This is a genomic window from Gordonia spumicola, from assembly GCF_009932475.1.
GTDB lineage: Bacteria > Actinomycetota > Actinomycetes > Mycobacteriales > Mycobacteriaceae > Gordonia > Gordonia spumicola.
In genome coordinates, this window is record NZ_BJOV01000005.1 from 40562 (window position 1) to 66071 (window position 25510).

The 25510-nt window shown below is 70.3% G+C and carries 24 protein-coding genes; 21 read left to right on the forward strand and 3 right to left on the reverse strand.

Features of this window, described 5'->3' with window-relative positions; all coding sequences use genetic code 11:
• Positions 1-13: 13 nt before the first annotated feature.
• Positions 14-961, forward strand: coding sequence for a 4-hydroxy-3-methylbut-2-enyl diphosphate reductase (locus GYB83_RS11470; RefSeq protein WP_161895649.1), 948 nt, complete (start codon positions 14-16; stop codon positions 959-961).
• Between the two features lie 65 nt (positions 962-1026).
• Here the strand turns inward: GYB83_RS11470 and GYB83_RS11475 are convergent, their stop codons facing one another.
• Complete coding sequence (locus GYB83_RS11475; RefSeq protein WP_161895650.1) at positions 1027-1617, reverse strand: TetR/AcrR family transcriptional regulator; 591 nt, start codon at positions 1615-1617, stop codon at positions 1027-1029.
• A 55-nt stretch (positions 1618-1672) separates the two neighbouring features.
• Between GYB83_RS11475 and kstD the strand changes: the two genes are divergently transcribed.
• Positions 1673-3373 (forward strand): 3-oxosteroid 1-dehydrogenase, encoded by a 1701-nt coding sequence (gene kstD / locus GYB83_RS11480; protein WP_161895651.1) that lies wholly within the window; start codon positions 1673-1675, stop codon positions 3371-3373.
• Here kstD and mycP read toward each other — a convergent pair.
• On the reverse strand, positions 3309-4571 hold the full coding sequence (gene mycP, locus GYB83_RS11485) for a type VII secretion-associated serine protease mycosin (protein WP_161895652.1): 1263 nt from the start codon (positions 4569-4571) through the stop codon (positions 3309-3311). The two genes, kstD and mycP, sit on opposite strands and share 65 nt — an antisense overlap.
• A gap of 1 nt (position 4572) precedes the next feature.
• On the reverse strand, positions 4573-6027 hold the full coding sequence (gene eccD / locus GYB83_RS11490; RefSeq protein WP_161895653.1) for a type VII secretion integral membrane protein EccD: 1455 nt from the start codon (positions 6025-6027) through the stop codon (positions 4573-4575).
• A gap of 111 nt (positions 6028-6138) precedes the next feature.
• Here eccD and eccCa point away from each other — a divergent pair, with 111 nt between their 5' ends.
• The 19 genes from eccCa (at position 6139) to tsaD (ending at position 25452) form a co-directional block, all read left to right on the forward strand.
• A complete protein-coding gene (eccCa, locus tag GYB83_RS11495) occupies positions 6139-9999 on the forward strand; it encodes a type VII secretion protein EccCa (protein ID WP_161895654.1) in 3861 nt (1286 codons plus the stop codon).
• On the forward strand, positions 9996-11144 hold the full coding sequence (locus GYB83_RS11500; RefSeq protein ID WP_161895655.1) for a type VII secretion-associated protein: 1149 nt from the start codon (positions 9996-9998) through the stop codon (positions 11142-11144). The genes eccCa and GYB83_RS11500 overlap by 4 nt, the downstream gene beginning before the upstream one ends.
• A 246-nt stretch (positions 11145-11390) precedes the next feature.
• Positions 11391-11765, forward strand: a complete 375-nt coding sequence (locus GYB83_RS11505) for a type II toxin-antitoxin system HicB family antitoxin (protein WP_161895656.1) — start codon at positions 11391-11393, stop codon at positions 11763-11765.
• A gap of 37 nt (positions 11766-11802) precedes the next feature.
• Positions 11803-12324, forward strand: a complete 522-nt coding sequence (locus GYB83_RS11510; RefSeq protein WP_161895657.1) for a YceI family protein — start codon at positions 11803-11805, stop codon at positions 12322-12324.
• A 283-nt stretch (positions 12325-12607) separates the two neighbouring features.
• Complete coding sequence (gene rplM / locus GYB83_RS11515; protein ID WP_161895658.1) at positions 12608-13051, forward strand: 50S ribosomal protein L13; 444 nt, start codon at positions 12608-12610, stop codon at positions 13049-13051.
• Positions 13048-13563 carry a 30S ribosomal protein S9 gene (rpsI, locus tag GYB83_RS11520; protein ID WP_161895659.1) on the forward strand — a complete coding sequence of 172 codons (516 nt, stop codon included), beginning with the start codon at positions 13048-13050 and terminating at the stop codon, positions 13561-13563. The genes rplM and rpsI overlap by 4 nt, the downstream gene beginning before the upstream one ends.
• Before the next feature lie 8 nt (positions 13564-13571).
• Complete coding sequence (gene glmM / locus GYB83_RS11525) at positions 13572-14924, forward strand: phosphoglucosamine mutase (RefSeq protein ID WP_161895660.1); 1353 nt, start codon at positions 13572-13574, stop codon at positions 14922-14924.
• Between the two features lie 249 nt (positions 14925-15173).
• On the forward strand, positions 15174-15449 hold the full coding sequence (locus GYB83_RS11530; RefSeq protein WP_161895661.1) for a hypothetical protein: 276 nt from the start codon (positions 15174-15176) through the stop codon (positions 15447-15449).
• Positions 15446-15991, forward strand: coding sequence for a hypothetical protein (locus GYB83_RS11535; RefSeq protein ID WP_161895662.1), 546 nt, complete (start codon positions 15446-15448; stop codon positions 15989-15991). Before GYB83_RS11530 ends, GYB83_RS11535 begins: the two co-directional genes overlap by 4 nt.
• Positions 15988-16170, forward strand: a complete 183-nt coding sequence (locus tag GYB83_RS11540) for a hypothetical protein (RefSeq protein ID WP_161895663.1) — start codon at positions 15988-15990, stop codon at positions 16168-16170. Before GYB83_RS11535 ends, GYB83_RS11540 begins: the two co-directional genes overlap by 4 nt.
• A gap of 10 nt (positions 16171-16180) precedes the next feature.
• Positions 16181-17080, forward strand: a complete 900-nt coding sequence (locus tag GYB83_RS11545) for a poly(ethylene terephthalate) hydrolase family protein (protein WP_161895664.1) — start codon at positions 16181-16183, stop codon at positions 17078-17080.
• Between the two features lie 18 nt (positions 17081-17098).
• Entirely contained in the window at positions 17099-18961 is a 1863-nt protein-coding gene (gene glmS, locus GYB83_RS11550; protein ID WP_161895665.1) for a glutamine--fructose-6-phosphate transaminase (isomerizing), read from the forward strand.
• A 9-nt stretch (positions 18962-18970) separates the two neighbouring features.
• Complete coding sequence (locus tag GYB83_RS11555; RefSeq protein ID WP_161895666.1) at positions 18971-20467, forward strand: NAD(P)H-hydrate dehydratase; 1497 nt, start codon at positions 18971-18973, stop codon at positions 20465-20467.
• Positions 20464-21621, forward strand: a complete 1158-nt coding sequence (gene alr, locus GYB83_RS11560) for an alanine racemase (RefSeq protein ID WP_161895667.1) — start codon at positions 20464-20466, stop codon at positions 21619-21621. The genes GYB83_RS11555 and alr overlap by 4 nt, the downstream gene beginning before the upstream one ends.
• Before the next feature lies 1 nt (position 21622).
• Positions 21623-22816 carry an alpha/beta fold hydrolase gene (locus tag GYB83_RS11565; protein ID WP_161895668.1) on the forward strand — a complete coding sequence of 398 codons (1194 nt, stop codon included), beginning with the start codon at positions 21623-21625 and terminating at the stop codon, positions 22814-22816.
• Entirely contained in the window at positions 22813-23283 is a 471-nt protein-coding gene (gene tsaE / locus GYB83_RS11570; RefSeq protein WP_161895669.1) for a tRNA (adenosine(37)-N6)-threonylcarbamoyltransferase complex ATPase subunit type 1 TsaE, read from the forward strand. Before GYB83_RS11565 ends, tsaE begins: the two co-directional genes overlap by 4 nt.
• Positions 23280-23945, forward strand: coding sequence for a tRNA (adenosine(37)-N6)-threonylcarbamoyltransferase complex dimerization subunit type 1 TsaB (tsaB, locus tag GYB83_RS11575; protein ID WP_161895670.1), 666 nt, complete (start codon positions 23280-23282; stop codon positions 23943-23945). The genes tsaE and tsaB overlap by 4 nt, the downstream gene beginning before the upstream one ends.
• The gene (rimI, locus tag GYB83_RS11580) at positions 23942-24427 is read left to right on the forward strand and encodes a ribosomal protein S18-alanine N-acetyltransferase (RefSeq protein ID WP_161895671.1); all 486 of its coding nucleotides are present in this window, start codon (positions 23942-23944) and stop codon (positions 24425-24427) included. Before tsaB ends, rimI begins: the two co-directional genes overlap by 4 nt.
• Positions 24424-25452: a tRNA (adenosine(37)-N6)-threonylcarbamoyltransferase complex transferase subunit TsaD gene (gene tsaD / locus GYB83_RS11585; protein WP_161895672.1), complete on the forward strand. Its 1029-nt coding sequence runs from the start codon at positions 24424-24426 to the stop codon at positions 25450-25452. The genes rimI and tsaD overlap by 4 nt, the downstream gene beginning before the upstream one ends.
• Positions 25453-25510: the final 58 nt, after the last annotated feature.

Genomic DNA, 25510 nt, shown 5'->3' on the forward strand with positions numbered 1-25510 from the left:
TACTCTTGATGTTATGGCTGAATCCAAGCGAGTCCTCCTGGCGTCGCCCCGCGGGTACTGCGCGGGTGTCGACCGCGCTGTCGAGACCGTCGAGCGGGCCCTCGACAAGCACGGCGCTCCCGTCTACGTCCGCAAGGAGATCGTCCACAACCGTCACGTCGTCGACACTCTCACCGACCGCGGCGCCGTGTTCGTCGGCGAGACCGACGAGGTGCCGGAGGGCGCGATCGTGGTGTTCTCGGCGCACGGTGTCTCGCCGGAGGTGCACCGGACGGCGGCGCAGCGCAGCCTGAAGACGATCGACGCGACGTGCCCGCTGGTCACGAAGGTCCATCAGGAGGCCAAACGGTTCGCGCGCGACGACTACGACATCGTCCTGATCGGTCACGAGGGGCACGAGGAGGTGGAGGGCACCGCGGGTGAGGCTCCCGAGCACATTCAGCTCGTCGACGGTCCCGACGCCGTCGACCAGGTGCAGGTCCGCGACCCCGAGCGTGTGGTCTGGTTGTCGCAGACCACGCTGTCGGTGGACGAGACCATGCAGACCGTCCACCGTCTCCGCGAGAAGTTCCCGCTGCTCAACGACCCGCCGTCGGACGACATCTGCTACGCCACCCAGAACCGTCAGGTGGCGGTGAAGGCGATGGCTCCACGGTGCGATCTGGTGATCGTCGTCGGCTCGCAGAACTCGTCGAACTCGGTCCGTCTCGTCGAGGTGGCGCTGCAGAACGGGGCGAAGGCGTCCCACCTCGTCGACTACGCGCGCGAGATCGACCTCGCCTGGCTCGACGGCGTGACCACCGTCGGTCTCACCTCGGGCGCCTCGGTGCCGGAGGTGCTGGTCCGCGGCGTCATCGATCTGTTGGCCGAACACGGCTTCAACGATGTCGAGACCGTCACCACCGCGGAGGAGACGCTGACGTTCGCGCTGCCCCGCGAACTGCGTCCCGCCCGCAACTGACTCTTCACTTCACGCCCTGGGCGTCGATTCCCGCTCGAGAATTGTTCGTGAGCGGGAATCGACGCTCAGGGCGTGAGTCGTTCCGGTGGCGAGGTCACGGCGAGGTCGACGGCCTCGCGGATGAGGGCGTCGAGCTCTCGCGGGTCGCCGTCGAACCACGTCCGGTAGGCATACGCGGCCGCGGCCAGCACGGTGTGCACACGCACACCGGGTTCCAGCGACGGTTCCGAGATGCCCATCCGTTCGGCCGCGGCCTGCACGAGTTCGCGGGCGTCGTCGTCGCGGATGAGGGTGATCCGATCACGCAGGTCGGGGGCCGACGCGAGCGCTGTGCGCCAGAGGTCGAGCTCCACACGCGATGACGCCGAGGTCCGCTCGACGATGGAGTCGGCGAGCGCACGTTGCACCGAGACGGTGACGGGCTGGGATCGAAACGTCGCGACAATGGCCGCACTGCTGGCTTCCAACGGGTAGAGCAGCAGGTCGTCCTTGCTGGTCACGTGCCGGAAGTAGGTGCTCTCGGAGACGCCGGCGGCGTCGGCGATCTGTCGTGTGGTGACGGCCGCGTAACCGGATTCGGCGAACAGTCGCCATGCCGCCGACTGGATCTCGTGTCGCACTCGGGTGCGCTGGCGGGTCCGCAGGGGGCGACTCATGGGGTCAACCGTGCACTCTTGAAGGCCCACCCGCAAGATGATAGAAACTCTCACTATGAGAGAAACTGTCAGAACGGTGTCGGTGGTCGGTGCGGAGCGTCTGCCCGCGGAGGTGGACGTGCTCGTCGTCGGCTCCGGCGCGGCGGGGATGTCGGCGGCCATCACCGCCGCGGCCTCGGGGCTGACGACGGTGATCGTCGAGAAGTCCGAGCGGTGGGGCGGGACCACGGCGAGGTCCGGTGGCGGCGTATGGATTCCGGGCAATGAGGTGGTGAGCGCGAAGGCCCCCGCCGACTCGATCCGGGACGCCCGCACCTATCTGCACGCCTTGATCGGCGACGACGTCCCGCCCGAACTCATCGACGCCTACCTCGACCGGGGACCCGAGACCATCTCGTTCCTGAACCGCAACAGCGGGCTCGATCTCGAATGGGTGCGCGGGTACAGCGACTACTTCCCCGAGCTGCCCGGCGGGCGGGCGTCGGGACGGTCGTGTGAGCCGAAGCCGTTCGACGTCCGCGCCATCGGCGACGACTTCGCCACGATGGAGCCCTTCTACACGCCGACACCGCTCAACGTGGTCGTGAAACAGTCCGACTACCGCTGGCTCAGCACCGGGCTGCGCCGGTGGCGCGGACCGGTCCGCATGCTGGCGGTCGGGGCGCGGACGTTCACCGCGAAGGCGCGTGGTCGAAAGCTCGTCGGCCTGGGAAACGCACTGGTCGCGTCGTTGATGGTCGGGCTGCAACGGCACGGTGTGCCCGTGCACCTCGGGGCGGCCCTCGACGGGTTGATCGCCGAGGGCGGCGTCGTCACCGGGGCCAGGGTGCGCGACGGCGACGGTGTCCGAGACATCGTCGTCACGCGCGGTGTGATCCTCGCGAGCGGCGGTTTCGACCACGATCGTGCGCTGCGCGCCGAGCATCATCGCCCACCCGCCGGGCCCGACTTGTCGCTCGGTGTGGTCACCAACACCGGCGACGGTCTTCGGGCGGCTATGTCGATCGGCGCGGACGCCGCCGTGCTCGACGACGCCTGGTGGGCTCCGTCGATTCCGCTGCCGCGCGGCCCGTGGTTCGCGCTGGCCGAACGGTCCCTGCCGCGCAGCATCATGGTCAACGCGCGAGGGGAGCGGTTCATGAACGAATCGCTTCCGTACGTCGAGGCGACGCACGCCATGTTCGGCGAGGGCTCGGGCGTCGCCGAGAACCTGCCCGCGTGGTTGGTGTTCGATCAGACCTACCGCAACCGTTACCTGTTCGCGGGCAAGCCCGCGCGCAGTCCGCTGCCGAAACGCTGGTTCGCCGAGGGTGCGCTGGTCAAGGCGGACACGATCACCGGTCTGGCAGTCGAGCTCGGTGTCCCCGAGGGGTCGCTCGAGGCGACGATCGATCGGTTCAACGGGTTCGCGCGCGCCGGCGTGGACGACGACTTCCACCGCGGCGAGTCGGCGTACGACCACTACTACGGCGACACCTCGAACAGTCCGAATCCGAGCCTCGGCGAGATCTCCACGGGCCCGTTCTACGCGGCGTCGATGGTTCCCGCGGACCTCGGCACCAAGGGCGGCGTGCGAATCGACGTGAACGCACGCGTGCTGCGGGCCGACGGAACGGTGATCGAGGGCCTGTACGCGGCGGGCAACGTCGCGGCCCCGGTCATGGGTCGCACGTATGCGGGCCCGGGCGCGACTATCGGTCCGGCGATGGTGTTCGGCCACGTCGCCGCGCTGGACGCAGCAGCACGCTCAGTGTGACGGCGGCGCACGCCAGGCCCGCGACCAGCAGGATTCGAGCGAGTCCGTCGTCCGCGGTGGTCGGTTGCGGGGGAGCGGCGACGCGTGTCGACCCGGGTTCGCGGGTTGCGGGGAGTTCGGCCGTGAGCGCGGCGACGGGATCGACGATGCCGCGTCCGACCGCGGCGTCGGACCCGCCGCCGTGCGCGGTCGCGATGATCCGGTCGACCACCTGCGCCGCCGTCAGTCCGGGGAACCGGGACCGGATCAGCGCGGCGGTCCCCGCGACGTAGGGTGCGGCGTAGCTGGTGCCCGCCAGAGCGACGTCGCCGTCCGGTCCGGTGAGCGCGGTGATCGGGCCGGAGGGCGACAGGCCGACGACGTCGGTTCCGGGTGCGGCGACCGACACCCACGGCCCGCGGAGGGTGAACGGCGCGGCCGTCCCGTCCGACGACTGCGTCGCGCCGACCGCCAGGACCAGCGGGGACAGTCGTGCCGGGGTGGCGACGGTCGACACGGGCTCGGTGACGACGTCGGGATTCTGCTCGCGGCACTCGGTGCCGTCGGACAGGTTGCCCGCCGCGACGACGACTACGACGTCGCGTGCGGCGGCGACGCGGAGGGCGTCCCGGACCGCGTCGTCGCCGACCGTGGAGCCGGCGGGCAGACACGCCGTCTCGGACACGTTGATCACATCGGCGCCGAGGTCGACGGCCTTCCGGAGGGCCGAGGCCAACGTGGCGAGCGGGCCGTATCCGGCGCCGACCGCGGCCGTGTCCCGGTCGGACGACTTCGCGCGGAACGCCCCGCTCGACTGCCGGATCGAGATGATCGTCGACTCGGGCGCCACGCCGACGTACGAATCGGCGGGTGACGGGCGGGCCGCGATGATCCCGGCGACGAGTGTCCCGTGCATGTCGCAGTCGGTGAGGCCGTCGCCCGAGGCCACGTAGTCGCCGCCGCCGGTCAGGCCGGGCAGGCGCGGGTGCGGGGTGACACCGGTGTCGATGACGGCGACTCGTACTCCCGCTCCGCGACTGAATCGGTGCGCGCCGGTCAGGTCGAGGAGGTCGCTGCCCGGCGGCATGCCCGTGAACCTGGACGCCGCCGGGCGCGCGCACCGCGCGAACTGTTCGGTGGCGGACGGTGGCTCGGCCGTCGCGGCGCCCGGATGGCACGCGATGAGGGCGATCGTCGCCGCGATCGTCGCCGCTCGCATGTCACAGTTCGCGGACGAGGCGGTACGCGTCGAGCACCCACAGCAGCAGCGGGAGCATCGAGGCGAGGACGAGGTAGTGGCCGATCTCCGCGGCCCTGACGTGCAGCGGCGAGAACTCGTGGTGCGCGGCGACGGTTCCCGCGACGAGCGCCGCCGCACCGACCACGAGCGCGGTGATCATCGCGGTGACGGCCGACGCCGCGTCGTCGGCGACGAGAGCGACCGCGAGCGGAGCGGCGATCGCGCAGGACGCGCCGCCCGCGATCAGCGTGGCCGACTGGATGCGGTCGGCGTGGACGCGGCCGCGCGCGAGGAGTGTCATCGCGACGACGGCGCAGAACACGACCACGACGCGAGTCGGATCGGCCGTCGCGGCGACGACGGTGCAGGTCGCGGTGGTGACTGTCGCTCCGGCGACCATGCCCGTCAGGTACGACGACGCGGCCGCCGAGCGTGCCGCGAGCGAGTCGAGGTCGCCGAGCGCCAGATCGGCGATGGCGCCAAGCGGGTCGTCGCGTTCGGGTCCGAGGGCGTCGACGCCGTCGACGGTCGACCGCTGCGAGCCGACGTCGCCGATCGGTGGCGGCGAGGCGGGGACCGGCGGCAACGGGAGTCGTGCCGCCGCGATCGCGACCCGTGCGGCGACCATCAGGACGCCGACTCCGAGCGCCGCGCCGATCGCCGCGACCGATACGAGCGGCATGCTCCACCGTGCGTCGACGACGCCGACCGCGGCCGCGGTGAGCCCCGTGGTCGCGATCGCGGTGTGGGCGGCGAGCAGTGTCCCGGTGCCGCGGCAGCCGATCACGGCGACGGTCGCCGCGGCGATGCCCGCGAGCGCGAGGCGTGAGCCTCCGCTCGTCCCGAACGTGAACCCGGCCGCGGCGGCGAACACCGAAGCCGCCATCGAGAACGTAGCCGAGGTGCGGGGATCCGATCCGAGACGGTCGCCGACCAGCGCCGCGACGAGCAGGACCGCGGCCGCCACGCCCGCGATCAGGGTCGGAGTCGAATCGCCGCGGATCGCGGCCACCGCACCGGCCGTCGACGACGCGCACGCCGCGACGACCGCGACGCCGTACGCCGTCCACCGCGCCGACATCGCGGTCCACGGCGAGCGCGTATCGGCCGTCAACGCGGCGACACCGGCGACCACGTCGTCGACCGTCGGACGCGGAACCGCGGGCGGATCGTCCGTCAGGATGAGCAGGTCGCCGTCGTGTACATCGTTGTCGCGCAACGACTCCGACGGCGAGAGGACGTCGCCGCCGATCCGGGCGAGAGTCCAGCACGCCGCCGCCGTCCCCGGCGCTTCGCGAGGCGCCTCGTCCACCCGCAGGAGGGCGAGCACATCCGGCATCAGCGACGTGAGCGGCATGCTCGCGGGCACCGCCAGATCGACCTGCGTGCGTCCCCCGACGACCGAAATTCGGACCGATCCCGTTGCAACGGTCATTTTACGTAATCCTCCCCCGAGGTTCTGATACAACCGATCCCATCGCCGCGAGGCGAGGTGACGTCGACATAACCACGCCGACGTGACCGCAGTGGGGGATTCGGGGGAATCATGAGAACTGCGAATATCGGGGACTGGTCCGCGACGATCGGGCATCGACGGCGTCCGCGCGCGTCGCGGCCGGCGGTCGGGCCGGGCGACCTGCAGGTGTCTGGCCCGCCCGAGCTCGCCAGGACCGTGCCGCAGAGCCTGCTGTTGAGGCTTCTGCCTGCGGTGATGGTGGTCGCTGTGGTCGGAATGATCGCCATGATGGCGGTGACGGGAGGGCGGACGGCGTTCGCGAACCCGTTGTTCCTGATGTTCCCGCTGATGATGCTGATGTCGATGGTCGGCATGGTGGCGTCGAGCGGACGCGGCGGACCGGCGCGGGCCGCGGAGGTCAACGAGGACCGCAAGGACTATCTCCGCCACCTTGGTCAGGTCCGGTCGCGTGCGGACGCCGTCGTGGCGGCCCAACGCGCGGAAGCGGAGTGGAACCATCCCGATCCGCGCGCGGTCGCGTCGTTGATCGGATCGGACCGCATGTGGGAACGACGCCCCGTCGACGACGACTTCGTCGACGTTCGCGTCGGGATCGGCGTCCACCGGCTGGAGGGCGATCTGCAGCCGCCGGAGTCGCCGCCGGCCGACGATGTGGAACCGGTGTCGGCGGTCGCGCTGCGACGGTTCGTGCAGGCGCGGTCGGCCGTGCCCGACATGCCGACGGCCGTCGCACTTCGCGGATTTCCGGCCATCGGCGTCTCCGGAGCGCACACGGAGGTCAACTCGCTGATCAGGGCGATGATCTGTCGACTCGTCGTCCAGCACGGGCCGGACCATCTCGGGCTGGCGTTCGTGGTCGACGACCCCGTCGCGCCGGAGTGGGACTGGGCCAAATGGCTGCCTCACGTCGGACATCCGACGCGCACGGACGGGCTCGGGGCGTCGCGGATGATCTACCGCTCACTCACCGACCTGGAGGACGACCTCGCCGACGTGCTCGCCGAGCGGGCCAGATTCTCGCGGACCGAGCCCGACAGCGGAGTCCGCCACTACGTGATCGTGGTCGGCGGCGGTGTCGTGACCGGCGACGAAGAACTGTCGACGGGCGCCGGGCTGGACGGGGTGAGCGTCGTCGAGCTCGGATCGGCGATCGACTCGATCGCGTCCAGGCGTGGACTGTCGCTGGTCGTGGAGGCCGGACGTCTGTGCGCCCGAACGGAGGCCGGTCTGGAGGAGTTCGCGGTCGCCGACACCTGCGACGTGGTGGTGGCAGAGTCGATCGCGCGCCGCCTCGCGCGGTTCCGGCCGGTCACGTTCGGCGCCATCGCCGACCTGGACACGCCGCTCACCGCACGCGATCCGGGACTGCCCGCGCTGCTCGGCGTGGCCGACGCGGGGATGTTCGCGCCCGGATCGGAATGGACCGGCCGTCGCGGCGCCGACCGACTGCGCGTGCCGATCGGCTACACCAGCGCGGGCGAGCCCGTCCACCTCGATCTGAAGGAGAGCGCACACGGCGGGATGGGTCCCCACGGGCTGTGCGTCGGAGCCACCGGCAGTGGGAAGTCGGAGCTGTTGAGGACGCTCGTCCTCGGGTTGATCGCGACGCATTCACCGGACGAACTGAACCTCGTCCTCGTCGACTTCAAGGGCGGCGCGACGTTCCTCGGCCTCGAATCGCGCCACGTCGCGGCCGTCATCACCAATCTCGAGGCCGAACTGGAACTCGTCGACCGGATGGCCGACGCCCTGTCCGGCGAACTGCATCGTCGCCAAGAGGTGCTGCGGGCGGCGGGCAACTTCGCGAACGTCACGGACTACGAGCGGGCCCGAAGCAACGGGGCCGACCTGCCTGCGATGCCCGCGCTGGTCGTCGTGGTCGACGAGTTCTCCGAACTGCTCGCGCAGAAGCCCGACTTCGCCGAGCTGTTCGTCGCGATCGGCAGGCTCGGCCGGTCGTTGCACATCCACCTGCTCCTGGCATCGCAACGGTTGGAGGAGGGCAGGCTCCGCGGCCTCGACAGTCATCTGTCGTATCGAATCGGCCTGAAGACGTTCTCCGCCAGTGAATCTCGCACCGTGCTCGGCGTCCCCGACGCCTATCACCTGCCGAGCGAACCGGGTGCGGCGTACCTCAAATGCGATTCGGCGACCCCGATCCGATTCCGCAGTTCGTACGTCTCCGGACCGTATCGACCGCCGGTGGACGCCGTCGGCGCGACGCCCGAGTTCGGCGGCGCGGTGACCCTCTTGCGGGCCGACACCGTCGTCGACCTGCCCGCGGTGGACGAGACAGACTCGGAGGAGACCACCGGTCCGAGCGTGCTCGACACGCTCGTCGGACGTCTCGCCGGGCACGGCTCTCACCCGCACCGCGTCTGGCTGCCGCCGTTGGCCTCGTCGGTCCTGCTCGACGACGTCCCGCCCGTAGATCCGGCCCCGCTCACGGCGGCGATCGGCGTCGTCGACCGGCCCTACGATCAGCGTCGTGACGCGCTGCGGGTGGACCTGTCGGGCAGCGGCGGGCACGTCGCGATCGTCGGCGGACCGAAGTCGGGGAAGTCGACGGCGCTGCGCACCGTGATCTGCGCGCTCGCCCGGACCCATCCGCCGTCGCGGGTGTCGTTCTACTGCCTGGACTTCGGCGGCGGCGGACTGGCGGGACTCACCGAGCTGCCGCACGTCGGCGGCGTGGCCCCGCGCAACAGACGCGACGCGGTACGGCGGACGATCGCCGAGGTCACGGCGGTGCTCGGTTCCAGGGAGGCGGCGTTCACCGATCTCGGCGTCGGATCGATGGCCGACTACCGTGCGGCCGGGCCGCACGCCGACGACCCGCACGGCGACGTGTTCCTCGTGGTCGACGGGTACGGCGTCCTCCGCAACGACTTCGAGGAACTCGACGAACAGATCGTCGATCTCGTGACGCGCGGATTGTCGTACGGGGTCCACGTCATGGTCACGGCGGGCCGGTGGGCGGAGATCCGGCCTGCCGTGAAGGACCTGATCGGCACCCGGGTCGAACTCAAACTCGGCGACGCCCTCGACTCCGAGATCGATCGCCGCGCCGCGGTCACCGTGCCGGCGGACAGGCCCGGACGCGGTATCACGGCTGACAGTCTGCACATGTTGATCGCGTTGCCGAGCACGGACGGCGTGCGCGGCGGCCGACCCGTTCCGCGGGTGCGGACATTGACCACTCGCCTGACCCCCGACGAGTTCGTCGTCGGCGACCTGGCGTCGTCGCAGGTCGCGCTCGGTCTGGCCGAATCGGATCTGAAGCCGTACGTCGTCGACTTCGCACGGGAACCTCACCTGTTGGTGGTCGGCGACGCCGAATGCGGGAAGACCTCGGCGATGCGCGTGGTGATCGACGGAATCGTCGCCCGGTCGTCGCCCGCCGAGGCGAAGGTCGTGCTCGTCGACTTCCGTCGGTCGTTGCTCGGCGTCGTCGACGACGAGCACCTCGGCGGATACGCCAGTTCCCTGCGGACCGCGGCGCCGATGATGACCGAACTCGCGCAGCATCTCGCGGGCCGACTGCCGGGGGACGACGTCACGGCCGACCAACTGCGCGAACGCAGTTGGTGGTCGGGACCCGACGTCTACCTGGTGATCGACGACTACGACCTGGTCGCCACCTCGTCCGGCAACCCGCTGACACCGTTGCTCGAACTGCTCGGGCACGCCCGCGACATCGGGTTCCGAGTGATCCTCGCCAGACGGTCGGGAGGCATCGGGCGCGCACTGTTCGACCCGTTCATCAACCGGATGCGCGACCTCTCGTGCGATGTCCTGCTGATGGCGGGCGACCCCGACGAGGGCTACATCGTCGGCAGGCACCGGATGCAGCGGTTCGGCGTCGGACGCGGAGAGTACGTCTCGCGGAGTCGTCCGGCCGACACGGTGCAGGTGGTGGCGCCGGAATGAACGGTCTGGTCGTGGTCGGGGCAGTCGACCTCGCCTACGGGGAGCACGATTCTGTCGTCGCCGATCTGCTGGAACGGATCGACAGTCCGACGCGGCCCGCGTGCCCGGTCGGGGCGGGCCGGACCGTGGTGCATCCGACGACGTGGGGCCGACGTCGGGTGGCGGCGGTGGTGCGCGCCACCGGCGCGTCCGACGGTGTGCCCCGCGCGATCGCGATCGCCCGGAGCCACGCGGACGCGACGATCACGAGGTGCGCCGTCGTCGAGACGTGCCTGCTGCCGGACACCGGCGGCCATTGGGCGGTGCACGCCGTGTGCCGGCGAGCGGGGGAGTGGACGATCGAGTCCACCCTCGTCGATCTGCCGTCCGACGCGCCGACGGCGTGGGCGTCGCTGATCGGATCGGCCGACATCGCGGTGATCGACGGCGCGGATGACGGGCGGATCGAGGCGGCGCTCACGTCGTTGCCCAGCCCGGCCGGCGGGACTGTCCGTGCCGATCGGGCCCTCGTGGCACGGTACGGCGGCGTTCGACGATCGCTCCGCGCGGACATCGACGCGGCGCTCGCGCCTCCTCCCGAACCGGCGCCGAGCGGTCGTCGACGCCTGGCGGTGGCCGCGGTCGTCGCGGGAGTGCTGGCGCTCGGCGTCGCATGGGCCGCCGTGCGGGAACACCCGGCCCTGGCGGCCGCGGTCCGCGCCGAGCGCGTCGGGGGCGTCGTCGTCGACATCCCCGGCGACTGGCGACGCAGCGAGCTCGACGACCGCCGCGTCGACGGATCCGGCACACGAGCGGTGTTCGCCGATCCCGACGACGGCAGTCGGATCGTCGTGGTCGTGACGCCGCTGCGGGCCGGGTCGAGCCGGGACTCCGTGGCAGTCAGTCTGCGCAATCGTCTCGCCCAACGCGGCGACGACGTGGTCCGCGAGTTCTCCGCCGACGCGTCGTACGCGGGTCGCAGCGTCATCGCCTACCGCGAGACGCCCGCCTCCGGCTCGTCGATCGCGTGGTACGTCCACGTCGCCGGGGATCGGCAGGTCAGCATCGGCTGCCAACGAGGCACCGGCGACGTTCCCATCGACGACGCCTGCGCAGGCGCGGTCCGCAGCCTCGATCCGGGACCAGAGCCGTCTAGTGGGGGTTGACAATGATGTCTAGTCTGGGATTGACGGACCTGTGACCACGAGGTATGAAGTGATCAGGAAGATCGCGCGTGCCGCGGCCCGCGAGGGACTCGACTGGCGTCTTGACCGAGAAGGCGGGAAGCATTCGATCTACAAACTCGATGGGCTGTCGATTCCGATCGGCCGACACAAGGGTGAGATCGGCGCTCGGTACGCCGAGATGATCTACCGAGAATGCGAAGTCAAGTTGGGGAAGGGGTGGTGGCGATGAAGATCACCGCGCGACTGAGCCTGGACGGCACGTTCTGGCTGGTCTACGTGCCCGAGGTCGGTCAGTACACACAGGGGCGAAGCGTCCCCGACGCCAAAGAGATGGCTCGTGACCTTGCCGCGACCGTGTGCGACATCCCAGTGGGTGAGGTCGACCTCGTGGCGACCGAGTTCGACTTGCCTCCCGAAGTCGTCGTCGACCTGGACCGGGCGGCGGAGTTGCGCGCGACTGCCGATCGTGCGAATTCGGAGTCGGCGATGACGATCCGACGCGCGGCTCGCCGACTCAAGGAGTCCGGATATCCGGTACGGGCCATCGGTGAAGCTCTCGGTATTTCGTTTCAGAGGGCCGGACAGCTCACGAAGACATGACCCGGTCGACGACCGGTCTCGTCGCTATCCTGGCGTCATGACGACTCTGCAATTCGGGCCCGACAACGGTGACCTGACGATCACCACCGGCGTGGCGGGCAAGGCGGCGCGCACGGGACATCGTCTGACGATCGGCTTCACCGAGTGGTCGGCGACCGTCGACGGCGAGCAGCCGACGCGAGTGCGGGTCGTCGTGAACGTGACGTCGCTGCAGGTCCGGTCCGCCGAGGGCGGCCTGACTCCGATGTCGGCTCCCGAGAAGCTCGTCGCCCGTGCGAACGCGCTGAAGTCGTTGAAGGCCGACAAGCATCCGGAGATCGTGTTCGACGGCTCCGATGTCACGGCGGACGGTGACGGCTACCGGATCGCGGGCACACTCACGATCCTCGGCTCGTCGACGCCGCACACGGTGACCGTCGCACCGTCGCAGGGTCGTGTCGTCGGGGAGACCACCGTCCGGCAGACCGATGTGGGCGTGAAGCCGTACTCGTTGATGATGGGCGCACTCAAAGTGGCCGACGACGTGACTGTCCGGCTCAGTCTCGGGCTGGGGGATTAGGGCATAGACCCTTCGACTCGCTCCGCTCGCTCGCGGAGCGGGCGGAGGTGACCCGTTCCCGGTCGTCGAGCCAGTCCTTCGGTCGTCGAGCCAGTCCTCCGGTCGTCGAGCCAGTCCTCCGGTCGTCGAGCGCAGTCGAGACGTTTTGACCTGCGGCTCGTCGCCCGCGTACCCTGGATCCTCGGTGCCTTGAGCATCGAGCACCCGGGTCCCCACTGGTCGCCGGGAGTCTGCTCGCAAGGCCCGCTGACCAGCATCGAAGCAACCCGAGTGAGGACTTACTGTGCCTACTTATAGCCCCAAGGCGGGTGACGTCACGCGCACGTGGCACGTCATCGACGCCACCGACGTGGTGCTCGGCCGTCTCGCCGTGCAGACCGCGAACCTGCTCCGCGGCAAGCACAAGCCGACCTACGCCCCCCACGTCGACGGTGGTGACTACGTCGTCATCATCAACGCAGACAAGGTCGCCGTCAGCGGCAACAAGCTGACCGACAAGAAGCTGTACCACCATTCGGGTCACCCCGGTGGTCTGAAGTCGCGCACCGTCGGCGAGGTCCTCGCGACCCGCCCGGATCGCCTGGTGGAGAAGGCCGTCAAGGGCATGCTCCCCAAGAACAAGCTCGGCGATCAGATCGCTTCCAAGCTGAAGGTCTACGCAGGCCCGAACCACCCGCACGTGGCGCAGAGCCCCGTCCCCTTCGAGATCAAGCAGGTGTCGCAGTGACGAACGAAATCGAGAACGTCGAGGTCGTCGAGGACGAGGTCGTCCTGGAAGACGGTCAGTACACCACTGAGTCGACCGAGGACGCCGCGGCTGAGGCCGCTCCGACCCGTGGCCCCGTGGTCCTGGATCGCCCGATCCAGACCGTCGGCCGCCGCAAGGAAGCCATCGTCCGCGTCCGCCTGGTCGCAGGCACCGGTGAGTTCACGCTCAACGGCCGCACCCTCGAGGACTACTTCCCGAACAAGGTTCACCAGCAGCTCATCAAGGCCCCGCTGGTGACCGTCGAGCGCACCGAGGCGTTCGACATCCACGCCAAGCTGGTCGGTGGCGGCCCGTCGGGCCAGGCTGGCGCTCTGCGTCTGGCCATCGCCCGCGGCCTCATCGAGGTCAGCCCCGAGGATCGCCCGGCCCTGAAGAAGGCAGGCTTCCTCACCCGCGACGCGCGTGCCGTCGAGCGTAAGAAGTACGGCCTCAAGAAGGCTCGTAAGGCTTCGCAGTACAGCAAGCGCTGATCGCTTCTGTGGCACGCCTTTTCGGCACCGACGGCGTCCGAGGCCGGGCCAACGACCAGCTCTCCCCAGAGTTGGCGTTGCGCCTGGCCTCGGCCGCCGTTTCCGTTCTCGGTGCAGATGCGAACTCCCGACGTGACGACGTGGCCCGTGTCCGGCCGCGCGTAGTGGTCGGTCGAGACCCCCGAGCATCCGGCGAGCTGCTGGAGGCCGCACTCTGTGCCGGTCTCGCCGCCGCCGGCGCGGACGCGATCCGGGTCGGCGTGGTGCCGACCCCGGCCGTCGCGTACCTGACTGCGGACTACTCCGCCGATTTCGGCGTCATGATCTCCGCGTCGCACAATCCCATGCCGGACAACGGCATCAAGTTCTTCGCGGCCGGTGGGCACAAGCTCGCCGACGACGTCGAGGACGCGATCGAAGCCGCGATGGATGCTCCCGCGCCGCGCCCGACCGGCGCGGGCGTCGGACGGCTCCACGACGCCCCCGACGCCGAGGAGCGCTACCTGCGCCACCTCGCAGCCTCGGCGACGGCACGACTCGACGGTCTGACGATCGTCGTCGACGGCGCGAACGGCGCGGCGTCGACCGTCGGTCCGCACGCATACGAGGCAGCGGGCGCGAACGTCATCGCGATCCACTCCGCACCCGACGGCCTCAACATCAACGACGGCTGCGGCTCCACACATCTCGACGTCCTGCAGGCCGCCGTCCTCGAGCACGGCGCGGACCTCGGTCTCGCCCACGACGGCGACGCCGACCGCTGCCTCGCGGTCGACTCGACCGGTGCGGTCGTCGACGGCGACATGATCATGGCGATCCTCGCGATCGACATGCACGAGCGCGGCGTCCTCACCGACGACGTCCTCGTCGCCACCGTCATGAGCAACCTCGGCCTGCACATCGCGATGCGCGAAGCCGGCATCGACGTGAAGGTGACCGGGGTCGGCGACCGTTACGTCCTCGAGGAACTGCGCAACGGCGGCTACGCCCTCGGCGGTGAACAGTCGGGCCACATCGTGATCCCGGCGTCCGGCACCACGGGCGACGGCGTCCTCACCGGTCTGCTGCTCGCGGGTCGAGTGGCCGCCACCGGCACGCGCCTCGCCGACCTCGCCGCGGTCGTCACCGTGCTCCCGCAAGAGTTGATCAACGTCCCGGTCAGTGACAAGCATGCCGTCGCCGTCGCCGACTCCGTGCTCTCCGCCGTGGCCGACGCCGAGCGGGAACTGGACGGCTCCGGCCGAATCCTGTTGCGGCCCTCCGGAACCGAACAGCTCGTTCGCGTGATGGTCGAAGCCGGGACCGCCGACGACGCGCGCGGCATCGCCGAACGCGTCGCCGCTGTGGTCGCCGCGGTCTAGGGCGTATTGCGAAACTCTCTGCGCCTGTCTCGACGGCCCGATGAACGCCTGGCCGCGTTGTCGTCGGTCGAGATACCTACCGGTATCCCTCCCTCCTCCGCCTTGCCAGTCGTCCATCGGATCCGCCGATCCGAGGCGGAAGAGTTTCGCAATACGCCCTAGGCGCGATAGCCCCGGATTCGGCGTGTCATGGAACCCGATGCGTGTTCCGTGCGTCTAACGGGTATGAGGGGAAATGATTCGGCAGGGGTGAGAGTCGACGTCGACGGTCTGCATCGGCGAGCGGTGAGGCAGGCCGCGTTGGCCGACGCCGCCGACGAGTGCGTCGCCGAACTGCGGGCTGGAGGTTTCGGCGAGTGGTGGCGGGACGGGCGGTCCACCGACCTGAACGCCACGGTCGCGGCGATCGCCGACCGGCTCGGAGGCGCGGCGTCCGACGTGGGGGAGTTCACCGACGGGCTCCGCAGACGTGTCGGCGAGATCGCCGATGCCGACAGCGTCGCTGAGAGGTTGGTCCGGCGATGATCGACGACTTCATCGCCGTCCTCGAAGCCGGTGCACGGCTCAACCTGATCTCCTTCGACGAAGCGACCGTGCGCGCTCCGCACCACGACGTCACCATGTTCGACGCGGACGCACTCGCGGCCGACGCCACGAGGCTGCGCGCGGTCGCCGCCCGGCTCGACGCGGGACCGGTGCGAGAGGCGGGTCGGACGTTCGGCGACGACTGGCACGGCGTCGGCGGCGACGCGGCACTGACGGTCGCTCGGAGCACCACGAGTCGCGTCGCGGACGCGATCACCGAGTTGAGCGCGTGCGCCGCCGAGCTGGATCGGACGGTGACGGCGGTCGACGACATCCTCGCCCGGTACCGCGGCGCGATGTCCACGGTGTGCGATCCGACGATCGTCGGGCAGGGGGTGTCGTCGGCGGATGACGTCCGAACCGAGCTGATCGCGCGGATGGAATACGCGGACGCGGCGGGGCGGACGGCGTCGGCGGCCCTCGTCGACGTCGCACGGGTGTCGGCGTCGTCGGGCGAACTCGTGCTGGCGGGCGACCGATGAACGACGACAGGATCGAGGCCGCCAGACGTCGAGCCGCCGACGAGTTCGACGCCGCCGAGCACCGATACCAGGAACGACGCCGATCCGCGGCGGCCAGGCGGCCACGGAGGAGAGTGGTCGTCGAACCCGACGCGCCGCTGAAGAGGCTTCGCGTACCCGCCGTCCGGCGGGACCACTAGTGTTGACCCCGTGGCCGGTAAGAAGAAGGCGGCGCCGCCGCCCGACAAGCTGATGACGGAACTCGCGCGACGCGGACCCCACAAGGTGGACCGCGGAGACCTCGGCATCGTGGGTATGAGCGGACAGATCTTCGTGCCCCGCACCGGTCGGAAACTCCCCGCCGTCGCATTCGCACACGACTGGCTCGCAGCGAGCGGTCGCTACCGCGACCTGGCGTTCCACCTCGCGTCGTGGGGCGTGGTCGTCGCCGTCCCCGACGGCCAGACCGGCGTCTTCGCGTCCGACGTCGAACTCGCCACGGACCTGCGCGCAGCGGTCACGGTCCTACAGAGCGTCCAGCTCGGTGACGGCAGCGTGAGCGTCGATCCCGATCGGATCGCCGTCGCCGGACACGGATTCGGTGCGGCGGCCGCGATCCGAGCGGCGTCCGACGCCACGCTCCTCGGCAGGCCGCCGATCCGGCTGCGCAGTCTCGTCACGGTGTTCCCGTCACCCACCACGTCCGACCTGCTGCCCGCCGCTCGGACGGTCACCGCGCCCGCGCTGGTCCTGGCTGCGGGTGGACACCTCGACTCGATGACCGGCAACGCGCTGGCCGTCGCCGAGAACCTCGGTGGAGATGTGGTGTTCCGCACCATCGCCGCCGCCGACAACCGAGGGCTCCTCGAACGACGCAGCCTGAAGTCGTTCATCGGCATCAACGGCGCGGACAAGGCCACGCACCGTCCGGTCCGTGCCCAACTGACGGGATACCTCCTGCACACGCTCGCCGGCGAGGACGCGTACGCGGCCTTCGCCGATCCCGAGACCACCATGGGCAGTGCGGCAGCGACCTCCGTCGACGACGCCGAACCGGCACAACTGGACCACCTCTCCCAACTCCTCGGTGCGAAGCCGCCACGTAAGTAGCCGGTACTCTTAGCGACTATGTGCGGAATCGTTGGATACGTGGGATCGCGTCCCGCCCTGGACATCGTCGTCGACGCCCTGAGGCGCATGGAGTACCGCGGATACGACTCCGCCGGTGTCGCCATCCTCGACGGTGACGGCGGCCTGACGGTCGAGAAGAAGGCCGGTCGCCTCGAGAACCTCGACAAGCAGATCGCCGAGGTCGGGCAGGCCTCGCTCGCCGGGTCGACGGGCATGGGCCACACGCGGTGGGCCACGCACGGACAGCCGACCGACCGGAACGCGCACCCGCACGTGAGCCTCGACGGCAAGCTGGCCGTCGTCCACAACGGCATCATCGAGAACTACGCGCCGCTGCGCGCCGAGCTCGAGAACGACGGTGTCGAGTTCTCCTCCGACACCGACACCGAGACCGCCGTCCACCTCCTCGAACGCGAATACGGCTCGGGTGAGAACAAGGGCGACTTCGTGGCGAGCGCCTACGCGATCCTGCGCCGCCTCGAAGGCGCGTTCACCCTGGTGTTCACGCATGCCGATCACCCCGACACGATCGTCGCCGCGCGTCGGTCGACGCCGCTCGTCGTCGGCGTCGGCGACGGTGAGATGTTCGTCGCGTCCGACGTCACCGCGTTCATCGAGCACACCCGTGAGGCCGTCGAACTCGGTCAGGACGAGGTCGTCGTGATCACCGCGAGCAGCTACGAGGTCACCGACTTCGACGCCAACCCGACCGGTGGCACCCCGTTCCACATCGACTGGGACCTCGCCGCCGCCGAGAAGGGCGGTTACGACTACTTCATGCTCAAGGAGATCGCCGAGCAGCCGTCGGCGATCTCGGACACCCTCCTCGGACACCTTCAGGACGGCCGGATCGTCTTGGACGAGCAGCGCCTCACCGACCAGGACCTGCGGGACGTCGACAAGGTGTTCGTCGTCGCCTGCGGCACCGCCTATCACGCCGGGCTGATCGCCAAGTACGCCATCGAACACTGGACCCGCCTGCCCGTCGAGGTGGAGTTGGCGAGCGAGTTCCGCTACCGCGACCCGGTCCTCGACCGATCGACGCTCGTCGTCGCGATCAGCCAGTCGGGCGAGACCGCCGACACGCTCGAAGCGGTGCGTCACGCCAAGGACCAGAAGGCCCGCGTCCTCGCCATCTGCAACACCAACGGGGCCCAGATCCCGCGCGAGTCCGACGCCGTGCTGTACACGCACGCCGGACCGGAGATCGGAGTCGCGTCGACGAAGTGCTTCCTCGCGCAGATCGCCGCCGCATACATGGTCGGTCTCGCGCTCGCGCAGGCCGTCGGCACCAAGTACCAGGACGAAGTGGTCCGGGAGTTCGAGGCCCTCGAACAGATCCCCGCGGCGGTCGAGACCGTCCTCGAGCAGATGGAACCGGTTCGCGATCTGGCGCGCGGCTTCGCGTCGAGCGACACCGTCCTGTTCCTCGGCCGCCACGTCGGCTACCCGGTGGCCCTCGAAGGCGCCCTCAAACTCAAGGAACTCGCGTACATCCACGCGGAGGGCTTCGCCGCGGGCGAGCTCAAGCACGGTCCGATCGCCCTCATCGAGGACGGTCTGCCGGTGATCATCGTGATGCCGTCGCCCACCGGGCGCGCGCTGCTGCACTCGAAGATGGTCAGCAACATCCGCGAGATCCAGGCGCGCGGTGCGACGACGATCGTCATCGCCGAACCCGACGACGAGGCCGCGGCCGCCGTCGCCGATCACCTGATCCCGATCCCGAAGACCCCGACGCTGCTGCAGCCGCTCGTGTCGACGGTTCCGTTGCAGGTGTTCGCGGCGACCGTCGCACAGGCCCGAGGCTACGACGTCGACAAGCCGCGCAACCTCGCCAAGTCGGTCACCGTCGAATAGGACAGTGTGATGCCCGCCTTCTACACCGCTGACGCGATCCGGGAGGCGGAGCACGCCACCGGTGAGTTGTTCACCGGCGGAACCCTCATGGCTCGCGCCGCGCACGCCGTCGCAGTGGAGGTCCTCGCCGAACTCGGGGACCGGTTCGGCGGCGTGTACGGTCGGACGGTCCTCCTGCTCGTCGGGGCCGGAGACAATGGCGGCGACGCGCTCTACGCGGCCCGCCACCTGCGACGACGCGGCGTACGCGTGGTTGCGATCCCGACCGCGACCAGGATTCACGAGGCCGCCCTCGCCGACTTCCTCGCGGCAGGCGGACGACGCCGCGACACGATCCCGGACGACGTCGACCTCGCCGTCGACGCGATCGTCGGGTTGGGCGGCCGCGGTCCGCTCCGGGAGCCCGCGGCTACGCTGATCGCGGAACTCGCGGCCCGGCGCACCCCGATCGTGGCCGTCGACCTGCCGTCCGGCGTCGACCCCGACACCGGAGTGGTCAACCGCCCGTCGGTCCGCGCCGACGTGTCCGTCACCTTCGGCCTCCGCCGACTCGCGCACCTGCTGGCGGCGCCGGTCTGCGGCCGGGTGGTCGTCGCCGACATCGGAATCCCGGCCCCACCTCGGGTCATCGAGCGCAGTCGAGATGCCGCACAGCGTACGGTTCACAGTCCCACCGATCGCGAGGTGGCCGACCTCTGGCCGGTCCCCGGCCCCTCGGACGACAAGTACACGCAGGGCGTCGTCGGGGTGATCGCCGGGTCGGCGCGGTACCCGGGCGCCGCGGTCCTGTGCACGACGGCGGCGATCGCGGCCACATCGGGTATGACGAGGTATGTGGGCCCCGCCGTGGCACAGGTGCTCGCCCACCGGCCGGAGATCGTCGCCGTGACCGATCTCGACGACGCGGGGCGCGTGCAGGCGTGGGTGATCGGGCCGGGTTTCGGAACCGACGCGAAGAGTACAGAACTGCTCGAACGTGTCCTGGATCACGAGGTCCCCGTGCTCGTGGACGCCGACGCGTTGACCGTCCTCGCCGCCAACGCAGGCCTGCGAACCGCGGTCCACGACCGGGCGGCTCCGACCCTGCTGACCCCGCACGCCGGGGAGTTCGCCCGTATCGCGAACGCCGCGGGCAGTGAGGCCGCGTCGCTCCTGTCGACCGACCGTCCGGAGGCGACACGCCGACTCGCCTCGGACCTGAACGCATCGGTGCTGCTCAAGGGGCATGTCACGCTGGTCGCCGATGCGGACGGCTCGGTCAGCGGGTCGCACGCGCGATCATCGTGGGCGGCGACCGCGGGTTCCGGCGACGTCCTCGCGGGCATCATCGGTGCGCTCCTCGCCGCCGGGCTCGACGCGCGGACCGCGGGAGTCGCCGGCGCGCGCCTGCACGCACGAGCGGCCGTGGTCGCCAGCGGAGGAGCGCCGATCGGGGCGTCCGACCTCGCGGCGGCGGTCCGGCCCGCGCTGATCGAACTCATGCGTTTGCGACAATGGAACGGATGACGACTGCCAACCTGATCGCGACCGTCGACCTCGACGCCGTCGCACACAACGTCGGAGTGCTCCGTGAGCGCTCCGGCGTCGGCGTGATCGCCGTGGTCAAGGCCGACGGCTACGGTCACGGCGCAGTGCCGGTCGCGAGCGCCGCGTTGGCCGCGGGCGCGTCGGCCATCGGCACCGCGGGCATCCGCGAAGCGCGCGACCTGCGCGCGGGCGGCATCGACGGCCATCTGATGGCGTGGCTGCATCGGCCCGACGCCGACTTCACCGGCGCAGTCGCCGACCGGATCGACATCGGCATCAGCTCGCCGCGCCAACTCGACTCGGTCGTCGCGGCGGCCCGAGACCTCGGGACGACCGCGACGGTGACCGTGAAGGTCGACACCGGGCTGGCCCGCAGCGGCGTCGCGTACGAGGAGTGGGACGCGGCGGCGTCCGCCGTCGCCCGTGCCGTCGCCGAAGGATCGATCGAACTGAGCGGCGTCATGTGCCATTTGGTGTTCGGCGACGACCCGGGCAACCCGTTCAACGACGTGCAGGCTGCACGATTGGACGCCGCCGTCGCCGACCTCACCGCGCGCGGCGCGGCGCCCCGGGTGGTCCACATGGCGAACTCGCCCGCCGCCCTGACCAGGCCGGATCTGGCACGCGACCTCGTCCGACCGGGCATCGCGCTGTACGGCTACTCGCCGATCCCGTCGATGGGCGACTTCGGCTTGATCCCCGCGATGACCCTGGAGACGCAGATCGCGCTGATCAAGCGGGTGCCGGCAGGTCAGGGCGTCTCGTACGGCCATACGTGGCACGCGCCGACCGACACGGTCCTCGGCGTGATCCCCGCCGGGTACGCCGACGGTGTGCCGCGCGGACTCTCGGGCGATTTGTCCGTGCACGTCAACGGCAGGCTGTTCCCGAACGTCGGACGGATCTGCATGGACCAGTTCGTCGTCGACCTCGGGTCCGACGGGGGCGGTGTGAGCGAAGGCGACCGTGCGGTCCTGTTCGGCCCGGCGTCGGCCGGATCGGGTGAGCGCGTGCCGACGGCGACCGACTGGGCCGACCGACTCGGCACCATCGACTACGAGATCGTCTCGCGGATCGGCTCGCGACCGGAACGCCGCTACGTCCGCGGGCGTGGACAGACTCAGGAGCACTGACATGGGCAAGCGTCGACTGTTCACACGTAAGCCCGAGGCGGTCAAGCGGACTCCGGCCTGGCGATCGGGTCTCACCCAGATCGGTTCGTTGAGCGCGGACGCCGCGGGCGGGGTGATGCGGCGCCGTCGGACCCGCAAGGAGACCGGTGGAGCCGACCCCAACGCCGGTCTCGACTTCAAGCGGATCTACCGCGACGAGGCGTCGACCGTGACCGCGGACGACGGTGTCGCACTGGCCGTGCGTTCCTTCGTCACGGGTCCCGCCGCCGACGACGCCCAATCGTGGGGCAGAGCCTCGACACCCGAGTTGACGGTGATCTTCGTCCACGGGTTCACCCTGCGGATGGCGTCGTGGCACTTCCAGCGGTACGACCTGGCACAGCGGTGGGCCGACCGCCGCATCAAGATGGTGTTCTACGACCAGCGCGGGCACGGCGCGAGCGACCTGTCGCCCGTCGAGACCTCGACGATGGCGCAGCTGGGCGACGACCTCGCCGCCGTCGTCCGGACGATGGCGACGACCGGACCCGTCGTGCTGGTGGGGCACTCGATGGGCGGCATGTCGATCATGTCGCTCGCGCGCAGGCACCCGAAGCTGTTCGGTCCCGGTGGCCGGATCGCGGGCGTCGGACTGGTGTCGACGGCCGCACGCGGGATCACCGAGGCCGGGCTCGGCGAAGGCCTCAACAATCCGATCGTCGACGCCCTCGGACTGTCGGTCCGGTACATACCGCGCGCCGTCCAGGCCGGACGCGGCATCACTCGACGAGTCGTCGAACCGGTGCTCGTGGCGGCCAGCTTCGGACCCGGCTACCACAGTCCCGCCGCGGCCCGCGCCGTCGAATCGATGATCCAGAACACCCATATCGCGACGATGGTCAACTTCCTCAAGGTCCTCGAGAGCCACGACGAGGCGACCGCGCTCCCGGTGATCGCGCAGGTCCCGACGGTCGTCATGTGCGGTGATCACGACCGCCTCACCCCGCTGCCGAACTCGGTCGGCATGTACTCCGAGCTGGGACATGACTCGCGGCTCATCGTCGCCGAAGGCTGCGGCCACATGCTGCAGATGGAGTACCCCGAACTCGTCACCGACGGCATCGAAGACCTCGTCGACAGGTCCCGTCTCGCGCTCGGCAGGCCCGTGATGCCGTGGCGGACGGCGCACCGCGACGAGATCAGGTCGCGCCGGTGAGCGCACGGACAGGCGGGCGACGGGACCTGCCCGACACCGCCGACACCGAGGCCCTCGGCCGCGAACTCGCCGCCGATCTGCAGGCAGGCGACCTGGTGATCCTCGACGGGCCGCTCGGCGCCGGGAAGACGGCCCTCACCCGCGGCATCGGCGCGGGTCTCGGCGTCAACGGACGCGTCACGTCACCGACCTTCATCATCGCCCGTCAGCATGCGCCCGGCGTCGACGGTCGCCCCGGCATGATCCACGTGGACGCGTACCGCCTCGCCGACGCAAACGGCACCGCGACCCTCGACGACCTCGACGCTCTCGACCTCGACACCGACCTCGCCGACAGTGTTGTCGTGGTCGAATGGGGTGAGGGCGTCGCCGAGCGACTGACCGACGAACATCTGCTGGTGCGACTGCGCCGCGACGACGAATCCGAGACACGGCACGCCGTGTGGGAGTGGGTGAGCACCTCATGAGCCTTGTCCTGGCGATCGACACCGCGACCGAGGCCGTCGTGACCGGAGTGGTGCGCGTCGACGACGGTCATGTCACGACCCTCGCCGAACGGTCGATCGACGACAACCGTCGCCACGCCGAGATCCTGACGACCCTCGTCCGCGAGGTCCTCGACGAGGCCGGCATCGTCGGATCGGACCTGAACCGCGTGGTGGTCGGCGTCGGACCGGGCCCGTTCACCGGCCTGCGTGTCGGCATGGCAACCGCGGCCGCCTACGGTGACGCGCTCGGCCTGCCCGTCCACGGTGTGTGCACGCTCGACGCGATCGCCATCGACGCCGATCTGGACGGGGAGTCGCTCGTCGTCACCGACGCCCGTCGCCGCGAGGTGTACTGGGCCCGCTATCGCGACGGTGAACGCGTCGACGGCCCCGGTGTCGTCGCCCCGGCGTCGTTGCAGGCGGGTGACGCCGTCGTCGTCTCGCCCGCGCGCTTCGCCGACGCCGTCGGCGGCTCCGCGCACCTCGAACGCACCGCCCCCACCGCGTCAGGTCTGGTCACAGCCTGGCTGAACGACCGAAAGGTTGCCGAGCCGCTCGAACCCCTCTACCTGCGTCGGCCGGACGCGGTGGAGCTCAAGGACCAGCGCCGGAAGTCGTTGCTGCCGGTGACGCCGGCGTGATCGTCGACGCGTTGACGCAGGCGGACCTCCCGCGGTGCGCCGAACTGGAGGCGGGGATCTTCGCGGGGGAGTCCCCGTGGCCGTTGAGCGGTTTCGTCGCCGAGCTCCGGGCCCCGCACAACCGGTACTTCGCGGTGCGGACCGCGGCGGGCGAGCCGGTCGCCGGTTACGCGGGGATCAGCGTGCTCGGGCCCGAGGGCGGTCGGGAGTGCGAGATCCACACGATCGCCGTCGACCCGGACTTCCTCGGTCGGCGCTTCGGGTGGGCCCTCCTGGAGGCCATGCTCGCCGTCGCCGACGCGGAACGGGCGCCGGTGTTCCTGGAGGTCCGAACCGACAACCGGCCCGCGATCGACCTGTACGAGCGCAGCGGATTCGTGGTCGTCGGCACGCGACGCAACTACTATCAGCCTTCCGGGGCGGACGCGTACACGATGATGCGTCCCGCCGGTGGCACGTCTGACCAGGAGGAACGCCCGTGATCGTGATGGGCATCGAGAGTTCGTGCGATGAGACGGGCGTCGGCGTCGTCTCCTGGGACGGTGAGAAGGCGACGCTGCTCGCCGATGAGGTCGCGTCGAGCGTCGACGAGCACGCCCGGTACGGCGGCGTGGTTCCGGAGGTGGCGTCGCGCGCACACCTGCAGGCGATGGTCCCGACGATGACCCGCGCCCGCGAGGCCGCGGGCATCGACCGGCCCGACGCGATCGCCGTCACCATCGGCCCGGGTTTGGCCGGTGCGCTGCTTGTCGGCGTCGCCGCGGCGAAGGCGTACGCGCTGGCGTGGGACGTCCCGCTGTTCGCCGTCAATCACCTCGGCGGGCACGTCGCCGTCGACACCCTCGAACACGGGCCGATGCCGGAGTCGGTGGCGCTGCTCGTCTCCGGTGGACACACTCACCTGCTCGGCATCGACTCGCTCGCGCGGCCGCTTCACGAGATGGGCACCACGGTCGACGACGCGGCGGGTGAGGCGTTCGACAAGGTCGCGCGCCTGTTGGACCTCGGCTATCCGGGCGGTCCCGCGCTCGACGCCGCCGCCCGCGACGGCGATCCGACCGCCATCAAGTTCCCGCGTGGACTCACCGGTCCCCGAGACGCCCCCTACGACTTCTCGTTCAGCGGACTCAAGACGGCCGTCGCCAGGTTCGTCGAGGGTGAGGTGCGGGCGGGTCGACCGGTGTCGATCCCCGACGTCGCGGCGTCGTTCCAGGAGGCCGTCGCCGACGTGCTGACGGCGAAGGCGATCCGCGCGTGTCGAGCCCGCGACGTGTCGACCCTCGTCCTCGGCGGCGGAGCCACCGCCAACTCTCGTATCCGGTCGCTCGCCGAGGAGCGGACGACCGCCACGGGCATCGACCTTCGTGTGCCTAAGCCGCGCCTGTGCACCGACAACGGTGTCATGGTCGCGACCCTCGGCGCCCACGTGATCGGCGGCGGCGCACAGCCGTCGCCGTTGACGGTGGCTACCGATCCGGGCATGAGCGTGCAGATCAGCAAGCTGTGACGATCGAGTAGTCCGCTACTCGACTCGCCTCCTTCCGGCGGTCGTAGGTTTCGGTGAG